Raw genomic sequence first — 24201 nt, 5'->3', positions numbered from 1 at the left:
GCATGGACACCATCACCGAGGCCGGCGCCACGCGCCCGGCCCGCACTCCGGCGACGGCGACCGTGCGCACCCCCGGTGCCCCGGCTGCTCCGCCCCGCAAGCCGACGTACTGGTCGAAGCTCGGCTCGGCATTCGCGATGTTCCGCAACGGCAAGTCGATCGCGGGCCTCACGATCCTCGGGTTCTTCGTGCTCGTCGCGATCTTCGCCGACGTGCTCGCCCCGTACTCGCCCACGAAGGTCGACAACACGGCGCGCTTCCAGCCGCCCTCGGCGGCGCACTGGCTCGGCACCACCCATATCGGCGAAGACGTGCTGAGCCAGGTCATCCACGGCACCCGAGGCGTCATCGTGGTGGGGTTCCTCGCCGCCCTCATCGCCACGCTCATCGCGATCGTGGTCGGCGTGACGTCGGGCTACCTGCGCGGGTGGCGCAGCGAAGCGCTGTCCGCCCTCACCAACGTGTTCCTCGTGATCCCGGGCATCCCGCTCATCATCATCGTGGCGACCATGTTCGAAGACCCGCCGCTGTGGGTCATCGCAGCGGTGCTCGGTCTCATCGGCTGGGCCTGGGGGGCGCGCGTGCTGCGCGCGCAGACGATGTCGCTGCGCGGCAGGGACTTCGTGCTCGCCGCACGCGCCAACGGAGAGCCGCTCCGCCGCATCATCACGGTCGAGATGCTCCCGAACCTCATGGCGCTGATCGCCGCGAGCTTCGTGGGCACCGTCACCGCCGCGATCATCGGCCTCACCACGCTGTCGTACATCGGCATCATCCCCGTCACCACGTACAACTGGGGCACCATCCTCAACTGGGCGAGCGCCCAGGGGGCGTTCCGCCTCGGCCAGTGGTGGTGGTACCTGCCGCCCGGGCTGTGCATCGCCGCGATCGGCGTCGCGCTGTCGCTGATCAACTTCGGCATCGACGAGTACGTCAACCCCCGTCTGCGATCGGCCGGCGAACGCGCCCGCGCGATGAAGAAGAAGGGTCTGAACGTGAACGACACCGTCACCGCCGTCCGGCCCGCAACGACCACACAGGAGACTTCGTGACCACGCCCGACATCGCCGCCCCGCCGTACCTCGACGCGAGCCTCCCCGTCGCCGACCGCATCGCGGACCTGCTCGGGCGGATGACCGTCGAGGAGAAGGTCGGGCAGATGATGCAGCTCGACGCGCGCGAGGACCTCGACGATCAGGTGCTGCGCCAGCACGTCGGCTCGATCCTGCACACCTCTCCCGAGCGGCTGGAGCGCGCCCACGAGCTCGTGTCGCAGACCCGGCTGCGCATCCCGCTCCTCGTCGGTGAGGACTGCATCCACGGACACTCGTTCTTCGAGGGCGCGACGATCTTCCCGACGCAGCTCGGCATGGCCGCGTCCTGGGACTCCGATCTGCTCGAGCGCGTCGCGCGCGCCACCGCCGTCGAGGTCGCCGCGACCGGCGTGCACTGGACGTTCTCGCCGGTCCTGTGCATCGCGCGGGACCTCCGCTGGGGCCGCGTCGACGAGACGTTCGGGGAGGACCCGTTCCTCATCGGCGAGCTCGCGTCGGCCATGGTGCGCGGGTACCAGGGCGACGGGCTCACCGACGACACCGCGATCCTGGCGACCGCCAAGCACTTCGCCGGGTACTCCGAGACCCAGGGCGGGCGCGATGCCAGCGAGGCCGACCTGTCGCGCCGCAAGCTGCGCTCCTGGTTCCTTCCCCCGTTCGAGCGGGTGGCGAAAGAGGGATGCCGCACCTTCATGCTGGGCTATCAGTCGACCGACGGGGTTCCGATCACCGTGAACGACTGGCTGCTGGGCGATGTGCTGCGCGGCGAGTGGGGCTACACCGGCACCCTGATCACCGACTGGGACAACGTCGGCCGCATGGTCTGGGAGCAGAAGGTGCAGCCCGACTACGCCCACGCGGCAGCCGCCGCGGTGAAGGCGGGCAACGACATGGTCATGACCACGCCCGGATTCTTCCGGGGCGCACTCGACGCGATCGAGATGGGCCTCCTCACCGAGGCCGACCTCGACCCGGCGGTCTCGCGCATCCTGCTGCTGAAGTTCGAGTTCGGCCTGTTCGAGAACCCCCGCCGGCCCGATGCAGCGCGCGTCGCCGCGACGGTCGGCAGCGCCGAGCACGCCGCCCTCAACCTCGAAGCCGCTCGGCGCTCGCTCGTGCTGCTCGAGAACGACGGCATCCTCCCGCTCGTGCCCGGAACCGACCGCGATGCCGACGGACGGGCGATGTCGGATGCCTCTCCCCGGCGCATCGCGGTGCTCGGCCCGCTGGCCGACGACGCCCAGACCCAGCTCGGCGACTGGGCCGGGTCGTCGGGTCAAGCGGACTGGATCCCCGACGGGCATCCGCGCGAGATGATCACCACCGTGCTCGACGGCCTCCGCGACCTCGTGCCCGCCGGGTGGGAGGTCGAGCACGCGCGCGGCGCCGACATCCTCACCCTCGAGGACGACCCCGCGGGAGCGTTCTTCCCCGACGGGCAGCCGCGGCCGCCGATCGTCGTCCCCTGCGAGACCGATGCGGGCGTCCTCGCCGAGGCCGTCGCCATCGCGGAGCGCAGCGATCTGGCCGTCATCGTGGTCGGCGACCGCATCGAACTCGTCGGCGAGGGCCGCTCCACGGCGACCCTCGAACTCGTCGGATCGCAGAACGCGCTCATCGACGCCGTCGCGGCATCAGGAACCCCGTTCGTGATCGTGCTGCTCGCCTCGAAGCCGCTCGTGCTGCCGCGGTCCGCCGCGCAGGCGTCTGCGCTGGTATGGGCGGCGAGCCCCGGGATGGCGGGCGGCACAGCGGTGGCGGAGCTCGTGCTCGGCCTCATCGAGCCGACCGGCCGCCTCCCGATCTCGTTCGCCCGTCACGCCGGCCAGCAGCCGACGTATTACAACCAGATCCGCGGACAGCACGGCAACCGCTACGCCGACCTCACGCAGAGCCCGGCCCACGCCTTCGGCGACGGGCTGTCGTACACCTCGGTCGAGTACACCGATCTGGCGGTCATCGGCGGCGGCGACCTGCGTCTCGGAGACGCGGTGCGCGCCGAGGTGCGCCTGACCAACGCCGGCCCCAGGCCGGCACGCGAAGTCGTGCAGCTCTACGTCCGCGACCAGGTCACCTCGGTGAGCTGGGCGGACAAGGAGCTCAAGGGGTTCCGCGTCGTCGATCTCGCCCCGGGCGAGTCGCGCGTCGTGGAGCTGGAGATCGCGGTCGCGGAGTGCTCCATCGTGGATGCCGCGGGCGTGCGCCTCGTCGAGGCCGGCGCATTCGACCTGCTGGTGGGTCCGTCGTCGCGCGACGAGGTGCTCCTGTCGGCGCCGTTCAGCGTCGCGGCCGCGATCGCCGTCGAGGCCGCACGGGCCTGACGGCCGGGCGGGGGCTACTCGGACTCGTCCGGGTGGTCCCCGTCGAGGCGCGTCGACGCAGCGGCGTCGTCCTCGTCGTCGTCTGCCGAATCGTCTTCGTCGTCGTCGAAGAACTCGTCCGACGCGTCATCCTCGTCGGAGTCGTCGTCGTCGAATCCGTCGTCCTCATCGTCGTCGTCATCGTCGTTCGACTCGTCGTCGATCGACTCGTCGTCGTCGGAGTCATCCTCTGCGGCGTCGTCATCGGAGTCGTGGTGCGTGTCGAGGCTCGCATCGAGCTCATCGATGTCGACGCCGTCGACGTCGCCGCCGTGCAGGATCGGCGACCCGTCGTCGTCGAAGTCGGAGGCATCCAGATCGTCGACGTCGTCGAGCTCCGCGTCGGAGTCGTCGTCATCGCCGGCGTCGGCGAGCGCGGCCTGAGCCGCCTGATAGTCGGCCAGCCGGACCGCCCACGGCACCCAGTCGGGCGCGAGCAGGGCGCCGTCGCCGGGGAGGAGCTCCACCTCGAGCACGGTCGGCTCGGCGTCTTCGACACGGGCGAGGCTCACCGTCCAGAACCAGCCCGGGTACCCCGCCATGCGGTTGGCGAACAGGAGCGACACGACGCCGTCGGCCTCGACGCGGTGCCCCGCGGGTGCGCCGATCGACGTCTCGGGAGTGACCTCCTTGAGCGCCGCAAGGGCGAGGTCGTGCGCGGCGAGCAGCCGCTCGTCGGCTTCGCGCACCGCGTCGACCTCCTCCGCAGCGGGGTCGTCGGCGGGCTCCGCGAAAGCAGGCTCGGTGACGGGATCGGCGTCGGACACGGTGCCGGGTTCGGCGTCGGAGGGTGCGTCGTCGACGGCGAGGGCGGGCGCGTCGGCCTCGCTCACGGTCTCGTCGGGATCAGGCGTCGAAGTCATCCGCGACCTTGCGCAGGATCGCCGCGACCTGCTTGGCCTGCGGCCCCTTCGGGTAGTGGCCTCGGCGCAGTTCGCCGCCGATTCCGTCGAGCAGCTTCACGACGTCTTCGACCACGACCGCCATGTCGTCGGCGCGCATGCGGTTGCGCTTGCTGAGGCTGACAGGCGCTTCGAGCACCCGCACCGACAGCGCCTGGGGCCCACGCTTGCCGTCGGCGATGCCGAACTCGAGACGCGTTCCCTGCTTGGGCGCGGCAGCGCCGGCGGGGAGGGCGCTCGCGTGGAGGAACACGTCCTGGCCGTCATCGGTGGAGATGAAGCCGAAACCCTTGTCCTCGTCGTAGAACCTGACCTTGCCGGTGGGCATGGAGACCTCGCTGTGATCGTGCCGCCGTGATCGGCGGGAAGAATGCGGTTCTGCGCATGACAGAACAGGGATCACCCGATCCCCACCCCCAGCCTAGAGCACCGGCGGCACGGGTAGGCTGGAGCGGATGAGCACACGCAACCAGGGCGGCGACGTTCCCGTCCGCCCGATCGACCGACTTCTGGCGTTCATGTCGCTGGGGCTCCTGCTGCTGTCGATCGTGTGCTTCTTCGCGATCATGATCGGCTCCTCGGCCGGCGCCGACATGCAGTCGGGAGTCTGGCCCGCCGTGGCCCTCGTGATCTGGATCGCGCCGATCCTCGCCTTCGCGATGCTGCTCACCGTGCTCATCATGAGCTTCGTCCGGAGGGCTCGGGCCAACCGAGGAGGCTGAGTGGTCTCCGACGAGCGTGCCCTCGCGACGTGGCTTGCCGCGCGCGACGACGTCTCGCTCGCCTCGGTGCTCGCCGCCCGCGGCATCCCGGCGTCCACCGGATGGCAGGACTTCTTCGACGCCGCGGAGGCGCTGCTCGACCCCGCCTCGATCGACCGTGCACTCCTGCGCCTCCCGCGCCGGGCACTCGCGGCGCTGACGCACGCCCCGTCCGCCGCAGCGCTCGAGCAGCTGGCGTTCCTCACCGCGGCGGGTAAGCCGTACGCCGCCGTGATCGCCCAGGTCGACGCGCTCCGGGCGGAGCATCCGTCGGCTTTCGAACCCGACCCGCACGACGCGCCGCGCACCACCGACGACCGTGAGACGGCGGCCGCCGCCGAGCGCGCGTTCACCACCGCCGGGGCCCTCGCCGACGTGCTGCTCGCCGCGTCCCACGCCCCGCTCGGACGCACCGGCGTCGGTCCGGTGAGCGCCGTCGACCGCAAGCGCCTGATCGAGTCGCGCGCGGTCGAGACCGCCGACGAGCTCGAAGACCTGCTGGTGGCCGCGACCGCGACGGGGCTCATGCGCGCGGGCGAGCGCGAGTGGACGATCACCGCGGCCGGCGAGCGCTGGCTCGAGCTGTCGACGACGGCCCGTTGGGAGGCGGTCGCCACGGGGATCGCCACGCTCCTCCCCCGCACCGGCGACGGCTCCGCCGCTCCGCCCGCGGCGTGGGCCGGCGCCTACCCGCTCGACGCCGAATGGCCGGCGCAGGCCGCGCGCCTCGAGCGGATGAGCCGCGCGTGGGGGCTGCTCGACCCCTCCGGCGCCGAGCCGGCCTGGGCGGCGTCGCTCCGCGCCGGAGGCCCGGTCGACGGCTCGCCGCTCGCCGCGCACCTCCCCGCGGAGATCGACCGGGTCTACCTGCAGGCCGACCTCAGCGCCATCTCCCCCGGCCCCCTGCTGCCCGCGCTCGAGATGCGCCTGCGCCGCATCGCCGCGCGCGAGTCACGGGCGCAGGCCTCGTCGTACCGGTTCACCTCCGAGTCGGTGACCGCGGCGCTGACCGAGGGCGAGACGGCGGCATCGATGGTCGAGTTCCTCGGTGCACTCTCGCTCACCGGCATCCCGCAGCCCCTGAAGTACCTGATCGAGAGCACGGCATCGCGCCACGGGCTCGTTCGGGTGAGCACGGCGGCGACGGGGCGCACCCTCGTGGAGAGCCCCGATGCGGCGCTCCTCGATGCCATCGCCGTCGATCAGGCGCTGCGCTCGCTCGGGCTCATCGCCGAAGACGGCGCGCTCCACACGCGCGTCGCGCGGGAAGCCGTGTACTGGTCGCTCGCCGACGCCAGATACCCCGTCGTGGCGGTCGACGACACGGGCGCCCCGGAGTCGCTTCATCGTCGCCCTTCCGCCGGAAGTGCGGCACCGCCTGCACCCGCCGACGCGTACGCGCCGCTCATCCAGCGGCTGCGGGGCGGCCACGACGCCTCCGGCGACGAGGGCTGGCTCGAGCGCGAGCTCGATCAAGCTGTGCGCGCCCGCGCCGCGATCCTGGTCGTGGTGCGCATGCCCGACGGCGCCGAGCGCGCGTTCACGCTCGAGGCGGCCGGTCTCGGCGGCGGCAGACTCCGCGGGCGCGACCGTGCGGCGGACATCGAGCGCACCCTGCCGGTCTCGAGCATCGTGAGCGTGCGCCCCGCCTGATCGCATCCGGTGCTCTCGGCACGGTCCGGGTCGCCCTCCACGCCGGTAGACTCGTCCGTTATGGCTGATGGACCTCTCATCGTGCAAAGCGACCGTACGGTGCTCCTCGAAGTCGCGCATCCCGACGCCGAGAGCGCCCGTCACGAACTGGCGATCTTCGCCGAGCTCGAGCGCGCCCCCGAGCACATCCACACCTATCGCGTGACGCGGCTCGGACTGTGGAACGCACGGGCCGCCGGCCACGACGCCGACGACATGCTGTCGACGCTCGACCGCTGGTCGCGGTTCCCGGTGCCGCCGAGCGTGTCGATCGACATCCGCGAGACCGTCAATCGCTACGGGCGCCTCGTCATCGAGCGGACGCCGGTCGCCGAAGACGGCTCGGGCGGCGACCTCGTGCTGCGGTCGACGGATGCCGCGGTGCTGGCCGAGGTCTCGAAGAACAAGCGCATCCAGCCGCTGCTGATCGGCCACCCGGCGCCCGACGTGTTCCTCATCGACGCGTGGGCCCGCGGTCACATCAAGCAGGAGCTGCTGAAGATCGGCTGGCCGGCGGAGGACCTCGCCGGCTACACGCCCGGCACGCCCCACCCGATCGACCTCGCCGAGGACGGCTGGACGCTGCGGCCCTATCAGCGCAAGGCCGTCGACATCTTCTCCGAGGGCGGTTCGGGCGTCGTCGTGCTCCCCTGCGGCGCCGGCAAGACGCTCGTGGGCGCCGCGGCGATGGCCGACACGAAGACGACCACCCTCATCCTCGTCACGAACACCGTCAGCGCACGGCAGTGGCGCGACGAGCTGCTCAAGCGCACGTCGCTGACGCCGGAGGAGATCGGCGAGTACTCCGGTCAGACCAAGGAGATCAAGCCGGTCACGATCGCGACGTACCAGATCCTCACGGCTAAGCGGAAGGGCGAGTACGCGCACCTCGCTCTGCTCGATGCGCTCGACTGGGGCCTCGTCGTGTACGACGAGGTGCACCTGCTCCCCGCCCCCGTCTTCAAGCTCACCGCGGACCTGCAGGCGCGGCGCCGCCTGGGCCTCACCGCGACCCTGGTGCGCGAGGACGGCCGCGAGGGCGACGTGTTCAGCCTCATCGGTCCCAAGCGCTTCGACGCGCCGTGGAAGGAGATCGAGGCCCAGGGCTTCATCTCGCCCGCCGTCTGCTACGAGGTCCGCGTCGACCTCCCCGCCGGCGACCGCCTCGAGTACGCGGCGGCGGCCGACGACGAGCGCTATCGCCTCGCCGCCACCGCCCCCGCGAAGATCGGCGTCGTGCGCCGCCTCGTCGAGCGCCACGCCGGCGAGCGCATCCTGATCATCGGCCAGTACCTCGATCAGATCGACGTGCTCGCCGAGGCTCTCGGCGCCCCGAAGATCACCGGGCAGACGCCGGTCGACGAGCGCGAGGAGCTCTATCAGGCGTTCCGGGTGGGTGAGATCTCGGTGCTCGTGGTGTCGAAGGTCGCGAACTTCTCGATCGACCTTCCCGAGGCATCCGTCGCCATCCAGGTGTCGGGCTCGTTCGGCTCGCGGCAGGAGGAGGCTCAGCGCCTCGGACGGCTTCTGCGCCCGAAGCAGTCCGCTCACACGGCGAGCTTCTACACCCTCATCGCCCGCGACACCGTCGACCAGGACTTCGCCCAGAACCGGCAGCGGTTCCTGGCGGAGCAGGGCTACGCGTACACCATCCTCGACGCCGACGGGATCGACGAAGCCGCCTGATCAGCCGCGGCGCGCGAGGAACGCCTCGAGCCGGTCGAACCCGCGCTGCCACACCTCGGTCTCGAAGAAGTCGCGCATCTCGGCGCTCGGGAAGCCGGTCTGCTCCACCGACATGTAGGTGCCCCAGACGGTGGGGGCGAGCGTGATCTCGATACGGGAGCGCAGCGCCGGCGCCGGCTTCCCGTCGACCGTGGCCTCCGAGACGAGGTCGGTGATCAGCCGGTGATGCGGCTCGATCGCGACGTACGTCTGCACGTCGTGCACCCGCGTGCTCGGCGTCGGGCTGAACCGCGACTCCCAGACGCCTCCGACGCGCAGGTCGACGGTCGACTCGACGGCGCCCCAGCTGCCGGGCGGCGCCAGCCACTCCATGTGCTTCTCGGGGTCGACGAGTGCGTCGAAGACCACCGCGGGCGCAGCGCGCAGCTCGCGCCATGCCTGCATGCGAAGAACCGGATGCGATTCGGTGAGGCTCATGGGAGCACCCCCTTCTGCGAGGTCGTGCAATGAGAATACTACTTTCATAGTGCTGTGTCACTACTTTCATAGTGAGCGCGCGCGATCTACTCTGACTGCGTGGCATCCACTCGGCTCCGCGCGCTCGACGCGGCTCTCCTCCTGGTCGGCGAGGAGGGCATCCGCTCGCTGACGCACGCACGCGTCGATGAGCGTGCGGCTCTCCCGAAGGGATCGACCTCGAACTGGTTCCGCACCCGCGACGCACTCGTCGCAGGTGTGGTCGTGCACCTGGCCGAGACCGAGCGGGCCGACTTCGACAGCGCGCCGCGACCGCAGATCGACACCGCGGAAGAGCTCATCCAGGCGCTCAGCGCGATGATCGAGGTGCAGTCGGGCCCGCTCGCCGCGCGCACGCGAGCGCGCTACGCCATGTTCCTGGAGGGTGCGGGAGACCCCCGGCTCCTGGCGCCGCTCGTCGCGCAGCGACAGGTCTTCGTGGAATGGACGACCCACCTGCTCGAACGGGTCGGCGCTGCATCGCCGAGCGATGCCGTGCGCACCCTGATGGCCACCGGAGACGGACTCATCCTTCACCGGCTGACGGTCGACCCCGACGCCGAGATCCGTCCGGTCATCACGCGCGCCGTGCGAGCCTGCCTGGACTGACGCGCCGGCGTGCAGCGCGCACGGCCGGCGCCCGGTCAGCGCGCGTAGCGCAGGAACAGCCAGTCGTCGTCGCGGAGCAGGGAGGCCAGACGCAGGTCGGCGACGGCCTCCGCGGAGCCGCGCATGATGCGGCCCGCCGCGCCGCCGGCGAGCCGCGGCGAGAGCGTGAGGCAGACCTCGTCGACCAGGCGAGCGTCATGGAGCGCGCCGAAGAGGTGCGGGCCTCCTTCGCAGAGGATCTGCGTCCTCCCCGCGGCCGCCGACTGCGCGCGCATGTCCGCCAGGTCGACCGCCTCGTCGCCGCACACCATCACGTCGGCCACCGCACCGAGCGCCTCCCGGCGGTCTGCCGGCGCGGCCGCGCAGGTGACGACCAGCGGGCGGGCGGCGGCATCGCGGAAGAACGGATGCCCGGGCTCGAGGTCGAGCCGGCGTGAGACGACGGCGAGCCGGGGCTGCTCGGGCAGCCCGTGCGCCCGTCGCCACGCGGCATCCTCACCGTCCACTTTCGTACCGCCGTACCCTTCGGCGCGCACGGTGCCCGCGCCGACCAGCACCACATCGCTCATCGCGCGGAGCACCTGCATGATCACCCGGTCGGTGTCGCCGCCGAGGCCGGCGCTGCGTCCGGCGACGGTGGCCGCGCCGTCGACCGACGCGACGAAGTTCATGCGGATGCGCGGGGTCTCGCGGTCGTCGAGCGCATAGGCCGCCGTCAGATCGTCGTGGGCGAGCATCAGTCGTTCCCCTCCGGACGCATGTTGTGCCGCAGGTACGCCGGCTCGCGCCATCCGAGGATCCCCTCGAGCATGCGCATCGCGTCGACCGTCTCGCCGACGTTGTGCGCCCGGATGATGCGCGCGCCCTGCTGCGCGCAGAACACGGCGGCGGCGAGCGACCCGGAGAGCCGGTCCGGCCGGTCGCGGTCGAGAGTCTCGCCGACGAAGTCCTTGTTCGACAGAGCCACCAGCAGCGGCAGATCGGGTGCCTCGGCGGCGATCTCGCCGAGTCTGCGGGTGATTTCGAGAGAATGCAGCGTGTTCTTGTTGAGGTCGTGACCGGGGTCGACGATGATCCGATCACGCGCGATCCCGTGCGCCTCGGCGAGCGCGACGCGTTCGCGGAGGAACGCGCCGACCTCGGCGATCACGTCGTCGTAGTGAGGCTGCGGATGCTGCGTGCGCGGCACCGCCAGACTGTGGCAGACGACCACGGCGGCGTCGCTGTCGGCGATCACCGCCGCCATCTCGGGGTCTCGGAGGCCCGTGGTGTCGTTGATGATCGCTGCGCCCGCCTCGATGGCGGCGCGGGCGACCGCCGGCTGGAACGTGTCGACGCTCACCGGCACGAGCGGCGCGAGCGCGCGCACGACGGGGACGACGCGCTCGATCTCGTCGGCGACGGGAACGGGCGGACCGGGCGCGAACTTCACGCCGCCCACATCGATGATCTCGGCGCCCGCCGCCACGGCGGCCCGGCCGGCCGCCACCGCGGCATCCAGGGCGAACGTCGCCCCGCGGTCGTAGAAGGAGTCGGGCGTGCGGTTCACGATCGCCATCACGGCGACGTGTCGGTCGAAGGCGAAGTCGCGGCCGCCGATGGTGCGCGACAGGGGCGCGGTCGCCGCACTCACGCGGAGAGGAGGGAGTCGAGCGGCACCGCCGGGTCGCGGAGCGCATCGAGGTCGACGCGCGCGCCCGACCGGATCAGCGCCTGCACGGACTCGTTGACATCCCACACGTTCACGTTCATTCCTCCCACGATGGTCCCGTCGTCGACCCAGAACGCGATGAACTCCCGCGCGTCGCGGTCTCCGCGCACGACGACGTCGGCCGACGACATGAGCGGAGCGTACCCCGACAACTCCATGCCGAGGTCGTACTGATCGGTGTAGAAGTAGGGGATGCTCCGATGCGAGGCCCGGAGCCCCAGCATCGCACGGGCGGCGACCTCACCCGTCTTGATCGCGTTGTCCCAGTGCTCGCTGCGCAGATGCCGCTGCACGACGGGGTGGTAGGGGTTGGCGACGTCGCCGGCGGCGAAGACATCGGGGGCATCCGTGCGCATCGACGAGTCGGTGAGGATGCCGTTGAGGAGGCGCACCCCGGCGGTCTCCGCGAGCGCCGTATCGGGCACCGCGCCGACGCCGACGACCACGAGGTCGGCGGGGATCTCGTCGCCGTCCACGACGACACCTTGGGCCCGGTCGTCGCCGGTGACGGCCTCGATCGCCGCGCTCGTGCGCACGGTCGTGTCGTGCTCCTCGTGGAGTGCGCGGAACACCGCACCCATCTCCGCACCGAGCGCGGTCGCCAGCGGTACGGGGTCGCGATCGACGACCGTCACCTTGTTTCCGAGCTGCCGCGCCGAGGCTGCGACCTCCATGCCGATCCAGCCCGCGCCGATCACCACGAGCCGCCGTCCGCCGCTACGCAGCGCGTCAGCGAGGCGGTCGGCGTCGTCCCGGCGCCGCAGGGTCGTCACCCCCTCCAGGGCGATGCCGGGCAGCGGCAGGCTGCGCGGCTGCGCGCCGGTGGCGAGGAGGATGCTGTCGTAGGCCAGCGTCGAGCCGTCGTCGAGGACGACCCGGTGCGCGGCGACCTCGAGCGACGTCGCCGCCACGCCGGTGCGGACGCCGATCCGGTGCTGCGCGTACCAGTCGTCGGGGTGCAGCACGACGGCATCCGCACCTTCCTCCCCCTGCAGGTAACCCTTCGACAGGGGCGGGCGCTGATAGGGCGTGTACTGCTCGGCCGCGACGACGGTGATGTCGCCGTCGAACCCCTCATCGCGCAGCTTCTCTGCTGCCGTGCCGGCGGCCAGCCCGCCCCCCACGATCACGATGTGCGGCATGAGCGTCCTCCTCCCGTCGGGTGGGGTCACGCGTCGCGGCCCTCTCCCGCAATCGTTCCGGCCGTCGCGCCGATCCTCAAGGGCACCTCCGTCGAATAGGACCACTCCGCAGGAATTCCAGCCCGCGCATCGGTTCGACCGACATAATGGGCCCATGACCGCTCCGCGCATCCTTGTCGTCGACGACGAGCCGAACATCCGCGACCTCCTCATCACGAGCCTGCGCTTCGCGGGGTTCCAGGTGAAGGCGGTCTCGAACGGGGCCCAGACGATCTCCGCCGTGCTGGAGGAGGAGCCCGACCTGATCGTGCTCGACGTGATGCTGCCCGACATGAACGGGTTCAGCGTCACCAAGCGGCTCCGCGGCGCCGGGTACACCGCGCCGATCCTCTTCCTCACGGCGAAGGACGAGACCGAGGACAAGATCACGGGGCTCAACGCGGGCGGCGACGACTACGTCACCAAGCCGTTCAGCCTCGACGAGATCGTCGCGCGCATCCAGGCCATCCTGCGCCGCACCATGCAGACCGACGAGGAGTCGGTCATCCGCGCCGGCGAGCTGACCATGGACCAGGACACGCACGACGTCGTCGTCGGCGACGTGTCGATCGACCTCAGCCCGACCGAGTTCAAGCTGCTGCGCTACCTCATGCTCAACCCCAACCGCGTGCTGTCGAAGGCGCAGATCCTCGACCACGTGTGGGAGTACGACTTCAACGGCGACGCCGGCATCGTCGAGAGCTACATCTCGTACCTGCGCCGCAAGATCGACCCGCACTCGTCGGAGCCGCTGATCCAGACCAAGCGCGGCTTCGGCTACATGCTGAAGGCCGGCAAGTCCGCCTGACGCGGACCACGACGAAGGGGGCGACCTGGCGCACAAGCCCGACGCGGTCACCCGGTGGTGGCGCGGCACGAGCCTGCGCGCGAAAGTCACCGGGGTCACCGTCGCGCTCCTGACCGTCGGACTCTTCGCCGCGGGAGTGGGCACCGCGATCTTCCTGCGCAACTCGCTCACCGAGGGTGTCGACACCCAGGTCGACTCCCTCGCCCGCACTGCCGCAGCGGAGTCGCTTCTCGACATGACCGTCGAGGACGGAGTGCTCGTGGTCGAGCCCAACGCGAACGCCGCCGCGGTCGACTACTTCGTCGCCGTGTACAACCCCGTGATCACCGAGGGCGAGTCGAATCTGCTGACGCTCGTGGGCGGTCGGGGCGGCCCGGAGCCGGTCGTCCCCGAGACGCTCACCCTCGAGAAGGCGCAGGAGGAGGAGCTCGAGATCTTCGTGCTCCACTCGGCCGACGGCGAGGCCGAGTTCCACGCCGCCGTCGCCCCGCAGGTGCTCGGCGCCACCGGCACGCTGTACCCGCAACTGGTCGCCGTGCCGCTCGCATCCGTGAACCGCACCATCGCGTCGTACATCGGCATCTACGGCGTGCTCTCGGTGCTCATCCTCGTCGCGGGCGCCTTCGCGACGCGGTTCCTCGTCACCCTCACGTTCCGCAGCCTCGGGCAGGTGGAGGCCACTGCCGACGCCATCGCCGCCGGGGACTTCAGCCAGCGCATGACCGACATCGAGCCGACCTCGACCGAGGTCGGCCGTCTCAAGACCGCGATCAACGCGATGCTCAACCGTGTCGACGTCGCACTCGCGCAGCGCGACGCCACCGTTCGTCAGATGAGGCGCTTCATCGGCGACGCCAGCCACGAGCTGCGCACCCCGCTCGTCACCGTGCGCGGCTATGCCGAGCTGTACCGCATGGGCGCGATCCACGGCGATCAGGACGTCGCGCAGTCGATGGACCGCATCGAGAAGGAGGCCATCCGCATGGGCCTCCTCGTCGAAGACCTGCTGGCGCTCGCGCGTCTGGACGAGCGTCGCGATGTGGTGATCGCCCCGGTCGATCTGCGTCCGGTGGCGCGGGATGCGGCGCTCGACCTGCGCGCGTCGGCTCCGCTGCGGCCCGTGACCGTGTTCGACACCACGGCCGAGCCGCCCCCGCCGGCGCCGGAACCCGAGGTGGCCGACGAGCCGCAGCCGAAGCGCCGCACGCCCGGGAGCGGACCCGCGGTTCTCGCCCGGAGCGGCGCGCTCTCGCTGCTGCGCCGCAAGCCCCGGCCGGTGTCCGCGAGCTCCGCATCGACGGGCGCGATGCCTCCGGTCGCGCCGGTGCCCGAGGAGCCGTCGCTGCAGGCGGTGGTCCCTCCGGTGGTGCTCGGCGACGAGAACAAGATCCGCCAGGTCGTGACGAACCTGCTCGGCAACGCCCGCCGGTTCACGGCGGAGGACTCCCCCATCGATCTGCGGGTCGGCGTCGACCCGCGCACCCGCATGGGGTGGATCGAGATCGTCGACCACGGCGAGGGCGTGCCCGATCAGATCAAGGACAAGATCTTCCAGCGCTTCTGGCGCGCCGACACCTCGCGCACCCGCGAGACCGGCGGCACGGGCCTCGGGCTCTCGATCGTCTCGTCGATCGTCGACGCGCTGCACGGCGACGTGCGGGTGAAGGACACCCCCGGCGGCGGCGCCACGTTCCGCGTGTCCTTCCCGCTGGCGGCGACGCGCGATGCCGCCGAGCACCTCCAGCTCGAGACGCAGCCGCTGCGCGGCCTTCCGCTCGAGCGCGACTGACCAGCGGGTCGCCGCCACCTCGGTGCGGGCGCACCGCACCGACTCCTCCCCCGAACCCGCAGCGCGGCGTTCCGTGCACAGCCTGCTGACCGCGCCGTAGACCTGATGCGGCGCGCTCCTACGGTGTGAAGACGGATGCGGCGCCCGCCGCAGCGATACCCAAGGAGCCCCTCATGGCCGTGTTCTCCGTCGACAGCGACGCCGTCCTCGCCACCACCACGTCGGTGCGCGGCACCATCGATCGCATCCGCGCCGAGGCCGACGCGATGATGGTGCAGCTCACCCAGCTGCAGTCCTCGTGGACCGGCTCGGCGTCGGTGGCCTTCACCGGCGTCTCCGACCAGTGGCGGCTCACCCAGCGCCAGGTCGAGGATGCGCTCTCGAGCATCAGCACCGCTCTCGGCGTGGCGGCCCGGCAGTACGCCGACGCCGAGTCGGCGACCACGAGCCTCTTCCGCTGACCCGGCGGAGCGTCGCCGGAATGCAGGAAGGGCCCCTCCCGGAGGAGGGGCCCTTCTCACGCAGTGCGTGGACTCAGAAGTCCATGCCACCCGTCGGGTCGCCGGCCGGAGCCGCGACCTTCTCGGGCTTGTCGGCGACGACGGCCTCGGTGGTGAGGAAGAGACCGGCGATCGACGCGGCGTTCTGCAGCGCGGAGCGGGTGACCTTCACCGGGTCGTTGATGCCGGCGGCCAGCATGTCGACGTACTCGCCGGTGGCGGCGTTGAGGCCCTGTCCACCCGGGAGCTCGGCGACCTTGTTCGCGACGACGCCCGGCTCGAGACCGGCGTTGAGCGCGATCTGCTTGAGCGGAGCCTCGATCGCGACGCGCACGATGTTCGCACCGGTCGCCTCGTCGCCCACGAGCTCGAGGTTCGCGAACGCCTTCTTGCCGGCCTGGATGAGCGCGACGCCACCGCCGGGGACGATGCCCTCTTCGACGGCTGCCTTCGCGTTGCGGACGGCGTCCTCGATGCGGTGCTTGCGCTCCTTGAGCTCGACCTCGGTCGCGGCACCCGCCTTGATGACGGCAACGCCGCCGGCGAGCTTCGCGAGGCGCTCCTGGAGCTTCTCGCGGTCGTAGTCGCTGTCGGTGTTCTCGATCTCGCGGCGGATCTGGGTCACGCGACCCTCGATCTGACCGGCGTCGCCGGCACCCTCGACGATGGTGGTCTCGTCCTTGGTGATGATGACCTTGCGAGCACGGCCGAGCAGGTCGAGGGTGGCGTTCTCGAGCTTGAGACCGACCTCCTCGGTGATGACCTGGCCGCCGGTGAGGATCGCGATGTCCTGCAGCTGAGCCTTGCGACGGTCGCCGAAGCCGGGAGCCTTGACGGCAGCCGACTTGAAGATGCCGCGGATCTTGTTGAGCACGAGGGTCGCGAGAGCCTCGCCCTCGACGTCCTCAGCGATGATCAGCAGTTCCTTGCCGTCCTGGATCACCTTGTCGACGATCGGCAGAAGGTCCTTGATGTTCGAGATCTTCTGGTTCGCGATGAGGATGTACGGGTCCTCGAAGACCGCCTCCTGGCGCTCCGGGTCCGTGACGAAGTAGGGGTTGATGTAGCCCTTGTCGAAGCGCATGCCCTCGGTGAGCTCGAGCTCGGTGCCGAAGGTCTGCGACTCCTCGACCGTGACGACGCCTTCCTTGCCCACCTTGTCGATGGCCTCGGCGATCAGGGCGCCGATCTCGGGGTCACCCGCGGAGATGGAAGCCGTGGCGGCGATCTCCTCCTTGGTCTCGACCTCCTTGGCGTCCTCGAGCAGCTGGGTCGTGATGGCCGCGACGGCCTTCTCGATGCCCTTCTTGAGCGAGATGGGGTCGGCGCCGGCCGCGACGTTGCGCAGGCCTTCGCGAACGAGCGCCTGAGCGAGGACCGTGGCGGTCGTGGTGCCGTCACCGGCGACGTCGTCGGTCTTCTTGGCGACCTCCTTGACGAGCTCCGCACCGATCTTCTCGTACGGGTCGTCGAGCTCGATCTCCTTGGCGATCGAGACACCGTCGTTCGTGATCGTGGGGGCGCCCCACTTCTTCTCGAGCACGACGTTGCGACCGCGCGGGCCGAGCGTCACCTTGACGGCGTCGGCGAGGATGTTCAGGCCGCGCTCGAGGCCACGACGGGCCTCCTCGTCGAAAGCGATGATCTTTGCCATGTGTGTGTCGTCCCTCCGGAACGTTGGCTGGGGGTATTAGCACTCAACAAACGCGAGTGCTAAATCATTCTGGCACTCGACCCTATCGAGTGCAAGCCGCGGCGAAGGGTCCTGAAACGCACGGAAACGGGATGCCGAGCGGCATCCCGTTTCCGGAAGTGAGGTGTGGTGACGTGCCCGTCAGGCGACGACGCGGACCGATTCGGCCTGCGGACCCTTCTGCCCGGCACCGACGGTGAACTCGACAGTCTGGCCCTCTTCGAGGACGCGGAAGCCGTTCATGTCGATGTTCGAGTAGTGGACGAAGACATCCTGGCCGTCGGTGACGGTGATGAAGCCGAAGCCCTTCTCGGCGTTGAACCACTTGACGGTTCCCTGGGTCATGCGAATCTCCTGCTGGTGGTGGGACAGGCTTCATCGTATGCACGGGCCGCGCCCGGATCGCGTCGCGACGGCAAGTGTTGACACGCGTGCATCGAAGTGTTTACCGGCAGGAAACACCCACGGCCGGGCGGACCGCCGCGGGGGCGGAGGATGCCGATCAGGGCGTCGGCGTCGCGGTGCTTCCGGCGTCCGTGTGGTCGAGCCCCAGCACGACGGTCAGCTGCTTGCTCTCGGGATCGGCGGGCTGGTAAGCCTCGCTCTGCTCGACCCTCGCGCCGCCGATCTTCTCGGCGAGGCCGAGGGCAGCAGCCTCGTCGGCATCCTCGAGGTAGTAGACGGTCGTCTCGGCGAAGTCCTCGGACCCGGCCTCCGAGGCGAGCACGGTGTCCTCGCTCCACCCCGCCTCGACCACCGCATCCTTGGTCTGGGTGGCGAGCCCCTCCTGCGGGGTCGCGTTGAGGATGAGCACCCCGTAGGAGGTGTCCACGACGGGAGCCACGGACTCCGTCGGCTCGGGCGTCGCCGACGGCGCCGGCGCGAACTCGATGCGCCCGGAGGCGAGGAGCGTCCCGAAGATGCCGGCGCCGATCAGCACGACCGTCGCGAGCAGAGCCCACAGCAGCACGACCCAGCCGTGCATGCGCGGGTTCTCGGCACGGTGCGCCCCCACACGGTCCGTGTCCGGGAGGTCGTCGAAGCGATCTCGGGGAAAGGTCTCGTGCGGCACCCGAGAATGCTACCCGGCGGGCCCTGTGCGTCGGCTCAAGCCGCGCGGGAAGAGCGGATCAGCGCGGTGAGGCGTGTCGGGACTGGGTCGCCAGGCGCTCATCACGCACCCGGCGGAGCCGCTTCACGAGCATGGGGTCGTGCTCCTGAGCCTCGGTGGTGTCGATGAGCCGCCCGAGCAGCTGGTAATACCGAGCCGGCGACAGCGCGAGGTCGGCGCGGATCGCCTCCTCCTTCGCACCGGCGTGGCGCCGCCACTCCGCCTCGAAGTCGAGGATGGCGCGGTCGCGGTCGGTGAGGGGCACCCGCCCACGCTACGCCCGCGCGCCGCGCTCCCCCGCGCGCCACTCCACGAAAGCGCCGAGCGGGTCGACCGCGGCGACCGGCACACCGCCAACGCCGAGCACGAAGCCGCCCCAGTCAGGCGCGACCGGCGGACGCCAGACGTCGTGCAGCCCCGGCGGATCGATCGAGATCCACACCCCGTCGATGCCGGCGAGCGCGGCGAGCAGGCGCTCGCGGCCGGCGCGCGGGATGTGCGGCAGCACCCCCGGTGTCGTGACGACCAGCGTCGCGTCCTGTGGAGCCTGAGCGATCACCCCGGCGAGCACGGCCGGGTCGGAGGCATCGCCGGCGACCATCACCGGAGGATCGACCGCCGCGATGTCGAGGGCCGCGTCGATCCGCTCCCGCCTGCCGCCCTCCCCCGGCCAGACGAGCGCCGACAGGAAGGCACGGTCCTCCGCGTCGGCGGCATCGAGCGGTGTCAGGTCGATGCCCGCGCGCCAGACGATCTGCGGCATCCGCAGCGCGGGCTCGCCCGACAGCGCGCACTCCAGTACCACGGGCGACACCCCGTCGACGGGGTCGACCGCGAGCGACCCGTAGCGGTAGCTGTACCGGTCGGGATAGAGGCACAGCCCGGCGCTCGCCCCGAGCTCGACGAGCGCTATCGGGCCGTCGATGAGGCACAGCGCGGGCAGGAGCGCCGCGCAGCGCTGCGGCTCGTTCGTCTGCAGCGAGCGGACGGATGCCTCGGCCACGAGCTCGTCGGCATGGCGCGACACCCAGTCGGCCCACACCGCGAAGCCCTCCTCCGGCGCACCGAGCAGCCGTGAGACGGCGAACACCAGCGGCGGCTGACGGCGCGTCTCGGGGATCCGCGCGAGGATGCCGCACAGTCGCGGGTCGCCTGCGACCCCCGCGGCCCAGTCGCCGTAGAGCGCCGAGCGACCCGGCGCCTCTTCGCGGGCGAAGCGCGCGTAGCGGGCGGCGACGGCCGCGGCATCCGTGTGCATCCCCTCATTCTCGCGGGGAACGCACAGCCGCCGGGGAACGCCGCGGGCCGCGCTGGGGTTGAATGGTGAAGGACCGAGGAGGAACCATGACGTACGCCGTCGACAAGAGCGATGAGCAGTGGCGCGCCGAGCTGAGCCCCGAGCAGTACGCGGTGCTGCGCCAGGCGGGCACCGAGCGCGCCTGGACCGGAGAGCTGCTCGATGAGAGTCGTGCCGGTCTCTACACGTGCGCGGCGTGCGGTGCCGAGCTGTTCCGCAGCGGCACGAAGTTCGACTCGCACTGCGGGTGGCCGAGCTTCTACGAGTCGATCCGGCCGGAGGCCGTCGAGCTGATCGACGACACGAGCCACGGGATGGTGCGCACCGAGGTGCGCTGTGCGAACTGCGGCTCGCACCTGGGCCACGTCTTCCCCGACGGCTTCGGCACCCCGACGGGCGACCGCTACTGCATGAACTCGCTGTCGCTCGAGTTCGCGCCCGAGTCCGGCACATGACCGGCGCGCTGGAGGCGATGCTCGATCGGCGCTCCTGGTCGAAGTTCACCGACGACGCCCCCTCGCACCACGAGCTGCTCGACCTGATCGCCGGTGCCGGCCGCGTCGCCGACCACTCGTCGCTCAAGCCGTGGCGTCTCATCGAGCTGCGCGGCGACGACCGCCGACGCCTCGGCCGCGCGATCGGGCGCGCCGAGGGCGACTCGGGCGTGTACTCCAAGCCGCTGCGCGCGCCGCTGCTGATCGCGATCGTGGCGAGCTACAAGAAGAGCAAGGTGCCCCGCTGGGAGCAGGAGGCCGTCGCCTCGGGCGTGGCGCACGCGCTCAGCCTCGTGCTCGACGAGGCGGGCTACGCCGTCTTCTGGCGCACCGGAAGCTACACGCGCGCGAAGGCGGTCGCGAAGGCGCACGGTCTGGGCAAGAACGAGGAGCTGCTCGGCTGGCTCTACGTCGGCGGCAAGCCCGCCCGCTCGCGGGCGCTCCGGCGCAAGACCATCGACCCGACCCGCTTCCTCTCGCCGATGCCGGGCCGCCACTCCGGCGGGGGCGAGAAGGCGAAGGGCAAGAAGAGCAAGAAGTAGGGTCCGGATGCCGGACACTCGGCGCGACCAGCCGGCAATCGGCGCTCAGCCTGGCCGGCGCGCACCCCGCGCTCGGCGCCACGGCGCGGCGGCGACCACGACCGACAACAGGGCGAGGGCGACCATCACGAGCTGGCGGCCCAGCCCCGGGCCCGCCGGCGCCGGCCACAGCAGGTCGAGCACCACCGAGGTGAGCAGCTGGCCGACCACCACACCGAGGCCCAGCAGCAGCACGCCGGTGTGACGCACGATCGCCGCCGACAGGAAGATGTAGACGACCCCGATCGCTCCGCCGGTGTAGAGCCAGGGCTCGGTCGGGAACGTCGTCGGCGGGCCGACGGCCGCGACATCGATGAGCGCCGCGACCACGAGCACCGCGGTGCCGCCGATGAAGTTGACGAGCGTCGCGGTGAGCGGCGTGCCGACGCGCTGACGCAGTCGTCCGTTCGTGGCCTGCTGCCACGCGATACCCGTCCCCGCGAGGAACGGCAGCGCGAGCATCCACCACGGAACGTCGACGCCGCCGGCGGTGATCGCCACGGCCACGGCGCTCAGTGCCAGGGCTCCACCGGCGAGTCGCGGCAGCGTGACCGCGACCACCCCCGCCGGTCCGTACCCGACCCGATCGAGCACGAGACCGCACACGGTCTGCCCCGCGACCACGCCGACGGTGAACAGCGAGACGCCGATGAGTGCCACGGCGACGCCCTGCGTGGCGACGGTGAGCGCGCCGGCGACGCCGCCCGCGAGCATCCACCACGGGATGCTGCGGCCGCGGATGCCGGTCGCCAGCGCCGCGAAACCCCGACGCCCGGCGGGAAGCGCGACCGACAGCACGACGAGGATCACGAGTCCCGAGCCGAATGAGATGACCGCGGCGACGAATCCGTCTCCGAGACCGGCGCCGAGCTGTCCGTTCACCCGTGCCTGCAGCGCGGTGAGGAGTCCGATCGTGACGGCGACGGCGAGCGCCGCCCATGCGGGCACCCGGCGAGCGCCGACGTGCCCGGTGCGATCAGTCATCGTGCCGGCTACAGGACTTGAACCTGCAACCCCCGTATTACAAGTACGGTGCGCTACCAATTGCGCCAAGCCGGCAGATCGCCCAGTCTATCCGCCCGGAGCGGGCGCCTGAGCGGACGCTTGTCAGGGGGTGGGGGTCGGCGTGGGCGTCGGCGTCGCCTTGTAGTACGCGTCGCTCGCGACGGTCAGCACGAACTGCGAGAACTCCTGCGGGTCATCGAGCGCGCCGACATAGGGCGTGCCGTTGACGAGCACCATCGGCGTGCTGGTCAGGGCGAGGTCGTCGGTGTCGGGCAGGCCCTGCAGCGCGCGCTCGGTCACGGTCTTCACCCAGCCGGTGTAGTCCTGATCCTCGATGCAGGCGCGCACGATCTTCGGCGGCGTCGCGCCGGAGGCCTGCGCGAGGTCTGCCAGCTCGGTGTCGCTGAAGCCGTCGGAGTCGACGGCGGGCTGCTTGCGCAGCAGGGCGTCGTTGAATGCGAAGAACGTGTCGGGCGAGTGGGTCGCGACACAGGCGGAGGCGGCAGCCGCGCGCAGCGAGTACTTGGTGCCGTTGGACTTGGCGGTGAGCATGGCGACCGGGTGGTACGTGAGCGACACGGCGCCCTCGCTGACCCACTCCGAGAGCTTCTGCACATTGGCGAGCTGGAACTCGCGCGAGCCTTCGGAGAGGTAGTCGACGTACACCCGGATGTCGACGACCGAATCGTCGACCGCCTGCTCGGTGGCCGAGGGCGTCGGGGTCGGGGTCGGGGTCGACTCCGCGGCCTCGCCGTCGGTGCCCACTTCGGTGCCGGTGTCGGCGGCGACGCCCCCAACACCGGTGACGGCCGCGACGGCGAACCCGTCGTCGGCGACGTTCGCGGGGCTCAGCTCCGGCTTCGACGCATCCGACGAGATCGTCCACGTCACCACGACGGCGGCGACGGCGACGACCGCCAGCACCGCCGTGCCGAGCACGCCGATGCGCAGCGCGCGCTGACGCTTCTGCTTGGCCTGGACCAGCTGCGCCTTCTCGCGCACGGCGTCGCGGCGATCGCTCGCAGCGGGAGCGTTGTGTGAGTCGTCGCTCGACATGGAACCTCTCGGGACGGACAGGGGCGGACCGGACTCGGTCCGGGAAAGCGGTGGCCTGCCGGGGAATCACGGCCGAAACGATGCTAGCCACCCAGGCTGGGAAATGCCCAGACAATGCCCGGACGGGGCCTGCATCCGGCCATGGCATACTGTACGTGCGCCCGATGGCGGGCGTGCGGGTGGATTCCCGCTTGTTCCATCACTACGGATCGTCCGGCACGTACCTGCCGGTGAAGGAGAAGAAAACATGGCGTCAGTCACGTTCGACAACGCAACCCGCCTGTACCCGGGCGGCACCCGCCCCGCGGTCGACAAGCTGAACCTCGAGGTCGCAGACGGCGAGTTCCTCGTCCTCGTCGGCCCCTCGGGCTGTGGAAAGTCCACCTCGCTGCGCATGCTCGCCGGCCTCGAAGAGGTCAACGCCGGCCGCATCCTCATCGGCGACCGCGACGTCACCGACGTCCCGCCGAAGGACCGCGACATCGCGATGGTGTTCCAGAACTACGCGCTGTACCCGCACATGACCGTCGCCGAGAACATGGGCTTCGCGCTCAAGATCGCCGGCGTCGCCAAGGAGGAGCGCGCCGCCCGCGTGCTCGAGGCTGCGAAGCTGCTCGACCTCGAGCAGTACCTGACCCGCAAGCCCAAGGCCCTGTCGGGTGGTCAGCGTCAGCGCGTCGCAATGGGTCGCGCCATCGTCCGCCAGCCGCAGGTGTTCCTCATGGACGAGCCGCTGTCGAACCTCGACGCGAAGCTCCGCGTGCAGACCCGCACCCAGATCGCGTCGCTGCAGCGTCGCCTGGGCGTCACCACCGTCTACGTCACCCACGACCAGACCGAGGCCCTCACCATGGGTGACCGCATCGCGGTCCTCAAGGACGGCCTCCTCCAGCAGGTCGGCACGCCGCGCGACCTGTACGAGACCCCGAACAACGTCTTCGTGGCCGGCTTCATCGGCTCGCCCGCGATGAACCTGTTCCCGGCGCACCTCGCCGAGGGCGGCATCGAGTTCGGCGACAAGGTCGTCGGCATCGAGGCAGACACGCTCGGCAAGGCGCACGGCTCCGAGGTCACCGTGGGCGTCCGCCCCGAAGACATCGTCGTCGCACCCGAGGACGGCAAGGGCCTCTCGGTCGTCGTCGACCTCGTCGAGGAGCTCGGCGCCGACGGCTACCTCTACGGCCACGCCGAGGTCGCCGGCAAGCGCACCGACATCGTCGCGCGCGTCGACGGTCGTCGTCACCCCAACGCGGGCGACACCGTCACGCTGGCTCCGGTCCCCGGTCACGTGCACGTGTTCGACATCGAGTCGGGCGAGCGCCTCACCGACAAGGCGATCGCTTCGGCCTGACGTTTCACCATCGCGACGGCGCGGGCGGGAGTGATCCCCCCGC

General features: G+C 70.9%; 25 protein-coding genes and 1 tRNA gene. 12 read left to right on the top strand and 14 right to left on the bottom strand.

Going from position 1 to position 24201, the window contains the following annotated elements; genetic code table 11:
- Positions 1-2 precede the first annotated feature (2 nt).
- Together JOD63_RS03380 and JOD63_RS03375 are read left to right on the top strand one after the other, a co-directional pair.
- A complete protein-coding gene (locus JOD63_RS03380) occupies positions 3-1052 on the top strand; it encodes an ABC transporter permease (RefSeq protein WP_045275155.1) in 1050 nt (349 codons plus the stop codon).
- Positions 1049-3376 (top strand): exo-beta-d-1,3/1,6-glucosidase, encoded by a 2328-nt coding sequence (locus JOD63_RS03375; RefSeq protein ID WP_045275156.1) that lies wholly within the window; start codon positions 1049-1051, stop codon positions 3374-3376. Before JOD63_RS03380 ends, JOD63_RS03375 begins: the two co-directional genes overlap by 4 nt.
- Before the next feature lie 14 nt (positions 3377-3390).
- Here the strand turns inward: JOD63_RS03375 and JOD63_RS03370 are convergent, their stop codons facing one another.
- Together JOD63_RS03370 and JOD63_RS03365 are read right to left on the bottom strand one after the other, a co-directional pair.
- The gene (locus JOD63_RS03370) at positions 3391-4278 is read right to left on the bottom strand and encodes a DUF3027 domain-containing protein (RefSeq protein ID WP_084613444.1); all 888 of its coding nucleotides are present in this window, start codon (positions 4276-4278) and stop codon (positions 3391-3393) included.
- Positions 4262-4645: a cold-shock protein gene (locus JOD63_RS03365; protein ID WP_045275157.1), complete on the bottom strand. Its 384-nt coding sequence runs from the start codon at positions 4643-4645 to the stop codon at positions 4262-4264. The genes JOD63_RS03370 and JOD63_RS03365 overlap by 17 nt, the downstream gene beginning before the upstream one ends.
- Before the next feature lie 127 nt (positions 4646-4772).
- On the opposite strand from JOD63_RS03365, the gene JOD63_RS03360 reads away from it, so the two are divergent.
- The 3 genes from JOD63_RS03360 to JOD63_RS03350 are packed head-to-tail and all read left to right on the top strand — an operon-like array spanning position 4773 to position 8456.
- Positions 4773-5039 (top strand): multidrug ABC transporter ATPase, encoded by a 267-nt coding sequence (locus JOD63_RS03360; RefSeq protein ID WP_045275158.1) that lies wholly within the window; start codon positions 4773-4775, stop codon positions 5037-5039.
- Complete coding sequence (locus JOD63_RS18160) at positions 5040-6731, top strand: helicase-associated domain-containing protein (protein WP_045275159.1); 1692 nt, start codon at positions 5040-5042, stop codon at positions 6729-6731. It abuts the gene before it with no gap.
- Positions 6732-6791: 60 nt separating this feature from the next.
- Positions 6792-8456: a DNA repair helicase XPB gene (locus tag JOD63_RS03350; protein ID WP_045275160.1), complete on the top strand. Its 1665-nt coding sequence runs from the start codon at positions 6792-6794 to the stop codon at positions 8454-8456.
- Here the strand turns inward: JOD63_RS03350 and JOD63_RS03345 are convergent, their stop codons facing one another.
- Positions 8457-8933 (bottom strand): SRPBCC family protein, encoded by a 477-nt coding sequence (locus JOD63_RS03345; RefSeq protein WP_045275161.1) that lies wholly within the window; start codon positions 8931-8933, stop codon positions 8457-8459. It abuts the gene before it with no gap.
- Between the two features lie 99 nt (positions 8934-9032).
- On the opposite strand from JOD63_RS03345, the gene JOD63_RS03340 reads away from it, so the two are divergent.
- Positions 9033-9581 (top strand): TetR/AcrR family transcriptional regulator, encoded by a 549-nt coding sequence (locus JOD63_RS03340; RefSeq protein ID WP_045275162.1) that lies wholly within the window; start codon positions 9033-9035, stop codon positions 9579-9581.
- Positions 9582-9616: 35 nt separating this feature from the next.
- On the opposite strand, the gene JOD63_RS03335 is transcribed toward JOD63_RS03340, so the two are convergent.
- The 3 genes from JOD63_RS03335 to JOD63_RS03325 are packed head-to-tail and all read right to left on the bottom strand — an operon-like array spanning position 9617 to position 12434.
- The gene (locus JOD63_RS03335; RefSeq protein WP_045275163.1) at positions 9617-10318 is read right to left on the bottom strand and encodes a pyrimidine reductase family protein; all 702 of its coding nucleotides are present in this window, start codon (positions 10316-10318) and stop codon (positions 9617-9619) included.
- Positions 10318-11214 carry a dihydropteroate synthase gene (gene folP, locus JOD63_RS03330; RefSeq protein WP_045275164.1) on the bottom strand — a complete coding sequence of 299 codons (897 nt, stop codon included), beginning with the start codon at positions 11212-11214 and terminating at the stop codon, positions 10318-10320. Before folP ends, JOD63_RS03335 begins: the two co-directional genes overlap by 1 nt.
- Entirely contained in the window at positions 11211-12434 is a 1224-nt protein-coding gene (locus JOD63_RS03325; protein WP_045275165.1) for an NAD(P)/FAD-dependent oxidoreductase, read from the bottom strand. Before JOD63_RS03325 ends, folP begins: the two co-directional genes overlap by 4 nt.
- Positions 12435-12588: 154 nt before the next feature.
- Here JOD63_RS03325 and JOD63_RS03320 point away from each other — a divergent pair, with 154 nt between their 5' ends.
- The 3 genes from JOD63_RS03320 to JOD63_RS03310 all read left to right on the top strand — a co-directional run bounded on the left by JOD63_RS03320 (position 12589) and on the right by JOD63_RS03310 (position 15531).
- Positions 12589-13281 (top strand): response regulator transcription factor, encoded by a 693-nt coding sequence (locus tag JOD63_RS03320; protein ID WP_045275166.1) that lies wholly within the window; start codon positions 12589-12591, stop codon positions 13279-13281.
- A 148-nt stretch (positions 13282-13429) separates the two neighbouring features.
- Positions 13430-15070, top strand: a complete 1641-nt coding sequence (locus JOD63_RS03315) for a sensor histidine kinase (protein WP_211088166.1) — start codon at positions 13430-13432, stop codon at positions 15068-15070.
- A 173-nt stretch (positions 15071-15243) separates the two neighbouring features.
- The gene (locus tag JOD63_RS03310) at positions 15244-15531 is read left to right on the top strand and encodes a WXG100 family type VII secretion target (RefSeq protein WP_045275168.1); all 288 of its coding nucleotides are present in this window, start codon (positions 15244-15246) and stop codon (positions 15529-15531) included.
- A gap of 73 nt (positions 15532-15604) precedes the next feature.
- Here the strand turns inward: JOD63_RS03310 and groL are convergent, their stop codons facing one another.
- The 5 genes from groL to JOD63_RS03285 all read right to left on the bottom strand — a co-directional run bounded on the left by groL (position 15605) and on the right by JOD63_RS03285 (position 19632).
- A complete protein-coding gene (gene groL, locus JOD63_RS03305; RefSeq protein ID WP_045275169.1) occupies positions 15605-17224 on the bottom strand; it encodes a chaperonin GroEL in 1620 nt (539 codons plus the stop codon).
- Positions 17225-17404: 180 nt separating this feature from the next.
- Positions 17405-17608 (bottom strand): cold-shock protein, encoded by a 204-nt coding sequence (locus JOD63_RS03300; RefSeq protein ID WP_045275170.1) that lies wholly within the window; start codon positions 17606-17608, stop codon positions 17405-17407.
- A 157-nt stretch (positions 17609-17765) separates the two neighbouring features.
- On the bottom strand, positions 17766-18335 hold the full coding sequence (locus JOD63_RS03295) for a LytR C-terminal domain-containing protein (RefSeq protein WP_045275171.1): 570 nt from the start codon (positions 18333-18335) through the stop codon (positions 17766-17768).
- 58 nt (positions 18336-18393) lie between these two features.
- Positions 18394-18639: a DUF3263 domain-containing protein gene (locus JOD63_RS03290; RefSeq protein ID WP_045275172.1), complete on the bottom strand. Its 246-nt coding sequence runs from the start codon at positions 18637-18639 to the stop codon at positions 18394-18396.
- A 9-nt stretch (positions 18640-18648) separates the two neighbouring features.
- Positions 18649-19632: a DUF2332 domain-containing protein gene (locus JOD63_RS03285; RefSeq protein ID WP_045275173.1), complete on the bottom strand. Its 984-nt coding sequence runs from the start codon at positions 19630-19632 to the stop codon at positions 18649-18651.
- 86 nt (positions 19633-19718) lie between these two features.
- On the opposite strand from JOD63_RS03285, the gene msrB reads away from it, so the two are divergent.
- Positions 19719-20126, top strand: a complete 408-nt coding sequence (gene msrB, locus JOD63_RS03280) for a peptide-methionine (R)-S-oxide reductase MsrB (protein ID WP_045275174.1) — start codon at positions 19719-19721, stop codon at positions 20124-20126.
- Complete coding sequence (locus JOD63_RS03275; RefSeq protein ID WP_045275175.1) at positions 20123-20707, top strand: nitroreductase family protein; 585 nt, start codon at positions 20123-20125, stop codon at positions 20705-20707. Before msrB ends, JOD63_RS03275 begins: the two co-directional genes overlap by 4 nt.
- 45 nt (positions 20708-20752) lie before the next feature.
- Here the strand turns inward: JOD63_RS03275 and JOD63_RS03270 are convergent, their stop codons facing one another.
- The 3 genes from JOD63_RS03270 to JOD63_RS03260 all read right to left on the bottom strand — a co-directional run bounded on the left by JOD63_RS03270 (position 20753) and on the right by JOD63_RS03260 (position 22807).
- The gene (locus JOD63_RS03270) at positions 20753-21730 is read right to left on the bottom strand and encodes a DMT family transporter (protein ID WP_045275176.1); all 978 of its coding nucleotides are present in this window, start codon (positions 21728-21730) and stop codon (positions 20753-20755) included.
- 2 nt (positions 21731-21732) lie between these two features.
- Positions 21733-21805: transfer RNA gene (locus JOD63_RS03265), tRNA-Thr, on the bottom strand.
- A 48-nt stretch (positions 21806-21853) separates the two neighbouring features.
- Complete coding sequence (locus JOD63_RS03260) at positions 21854-22807, bottom strand: DsbA family protein (RefSeq protein ID WP_045275177.1); 954 nt, start codon at positions 22805-22807, stop codon at positions 21854-21856.
- Positions 22808-23054: 247 nt separating this feature from the next.
- Here JOD63_RS03260 and JOD63_RS03255 point away from each other — a divergent pair, with 247 nt between their 5' ends.
- Entirely contained in the window at positions 23055-24158 is a 1104-nt protein-coding gene (locus JOD63_RS03255) for an ABC transporter ATP-binding protein (protein WP_045275178.1), read from the top strand.
- Positions 24159-24201: the final 43 nt, after the last annotated feature.

The sequence above is a fragment of the Microbacterium terrae genome, from assembly GCF_017831975.1.
GTDB lineage: Bacteria > Actinomycetota > Actinomycetes > Actinomycetales > Microbacteriaceae > Microbacterium > Microbacterium terrae.
Note: the sequence above shows the minus strand (reverse complement) of the source record. Positions and strands in the feature narration are given on the sequence as shown.

Excerpts from the sequence above, each read along its gene's own strand:
- JOD63_RS03380 (WP_045275155.1), top strand. The coding sequence starts at position 3 with ATGGACACCATCACCGAGGCCGGCGCCACGCGCCCGGCCCGCACTCCG.
- JOD63_RS03370 (WP_084613444.1), bottom strand. The coding sequence starts at position 4,278 with ATGACTTCGACGCCTGATCCCGACGAGACCGTGAGCGAGGCCGACGCG.
- JOD63_RS03365 (WP_045275157.1), bottom strand. The coding sequence starts at position 4,645 with ATGCCCACCGGCAAGGTCAGGTTCTACGACGAGGACAAGGGTTTCGGC.
- JOD63_RS03360 (WP_045275158.1), top strand. The coding sequence starts at position 4,773 with ATGAGCACACGCAACCAGGGCGGCGACGTTCCCGTCCGCCCGATCGAC.
- JOD63_RS03350 (WP_045275160.1), top strand. The coding sequence starts at position 6,792 with ATGGCTGATGGACCTCTCATCGTGCAAAGCGACCGTACGGTGCTCCTC.
- JOD63_RS03345 (WP_045275161.1), bottom strand. The coding sequence starts at position 8,933 with ATGAGCCTCACCGAATCGCATCCGGTTCTTCGCATGCAGGCATGGCGC.
- JOD63_RS03335 (WP_045275163.1), bottom strand. The coding sequence starts at position 10,318 with ATGCTCGCCCACGACGATCTGACGGCGGCCTATGCGCTCGACGACCGC.
- JOD63_RS03325 (WP_045275165.1), bottom strand. The coding sequence starts at position 12,434 with ATGCCGCACATCGTGATCGTGGGGGGCGGGCTGGCCGCCGGCACGGCA.
- JOD63_RS03320 (WP_045275166.1), top strand. The coding sequence starts at position 12,589 with ATGACCGCTCCGCGCATCCTTGTCGTCGACGACGAGCCGAACATCCGC.
- JOD63_RS03310 (WP_045275168.1), top strand. The coding sequence starts at position 15,244 with ATGGCCGTGTTCTCCGTCGACAGCGACGCCGTCCTCGCCACCACCACG.
- groL (WP_045275169.1), bottom strand. The coding sequence starts at position 17,224 with ATGGCAAAGATCATCGCTTTCGACGAGGAGGCCCGTCGTGGCCTCGAG.
- JOD63_RS03300 (WP_045275170.1), bottom strand. The coding sequence starts at position 17,608 with ATGACCCAGGGAACCGTCAAGTGGTTCAACGCCGAGAAGGGCTTCGGC.
- JOD63_RS03285 (WP_045275173.1), bottom strand. The coding sequence starts at position 19,632 with ATGCACACGGATGCCGCGGCCGTCGCCGCCCGCTACGCGCGCTTCGCC.
- msrB (WP_045275174.1), top strand. The coding sequence starts at position 19,719 with ATGACGTACGCCGTCGACAAGAGCGATGAGCAGTGGCGCGCCGAGCTG.
- JOD63_RS03275 (WP_045275175.1), top strand. The coding sequence starts at position 20,123 with ATGACCGGCGCGCTGGAGGCGATGCTCGATCGGCGCTCCTGGTCGAAG.
- JOD63_RS03270 (WP_045275176.1), bottom strand. The coding sequence starts at position 21,730 with ATGACTGATCGCACCGGGCACGTCGGCGCTCGCCGGGTGCCCGCATGG.
- JOD63_RS03260 (WP_045275177.1), bottom strand. The coding sequence starts at position 22,807 with ATGTCGAGCGACGACTCACACAACGCTCCCGCTGCGAGCGATCGCCGC.
- JOD63_RS03255 (WP_045275178.1), top strand. The coding sequence starts at position 23,055 with ATGGCGTCAGTCACGTTCGACAACGCAACCCGCCTGTACCCGGGCGGC.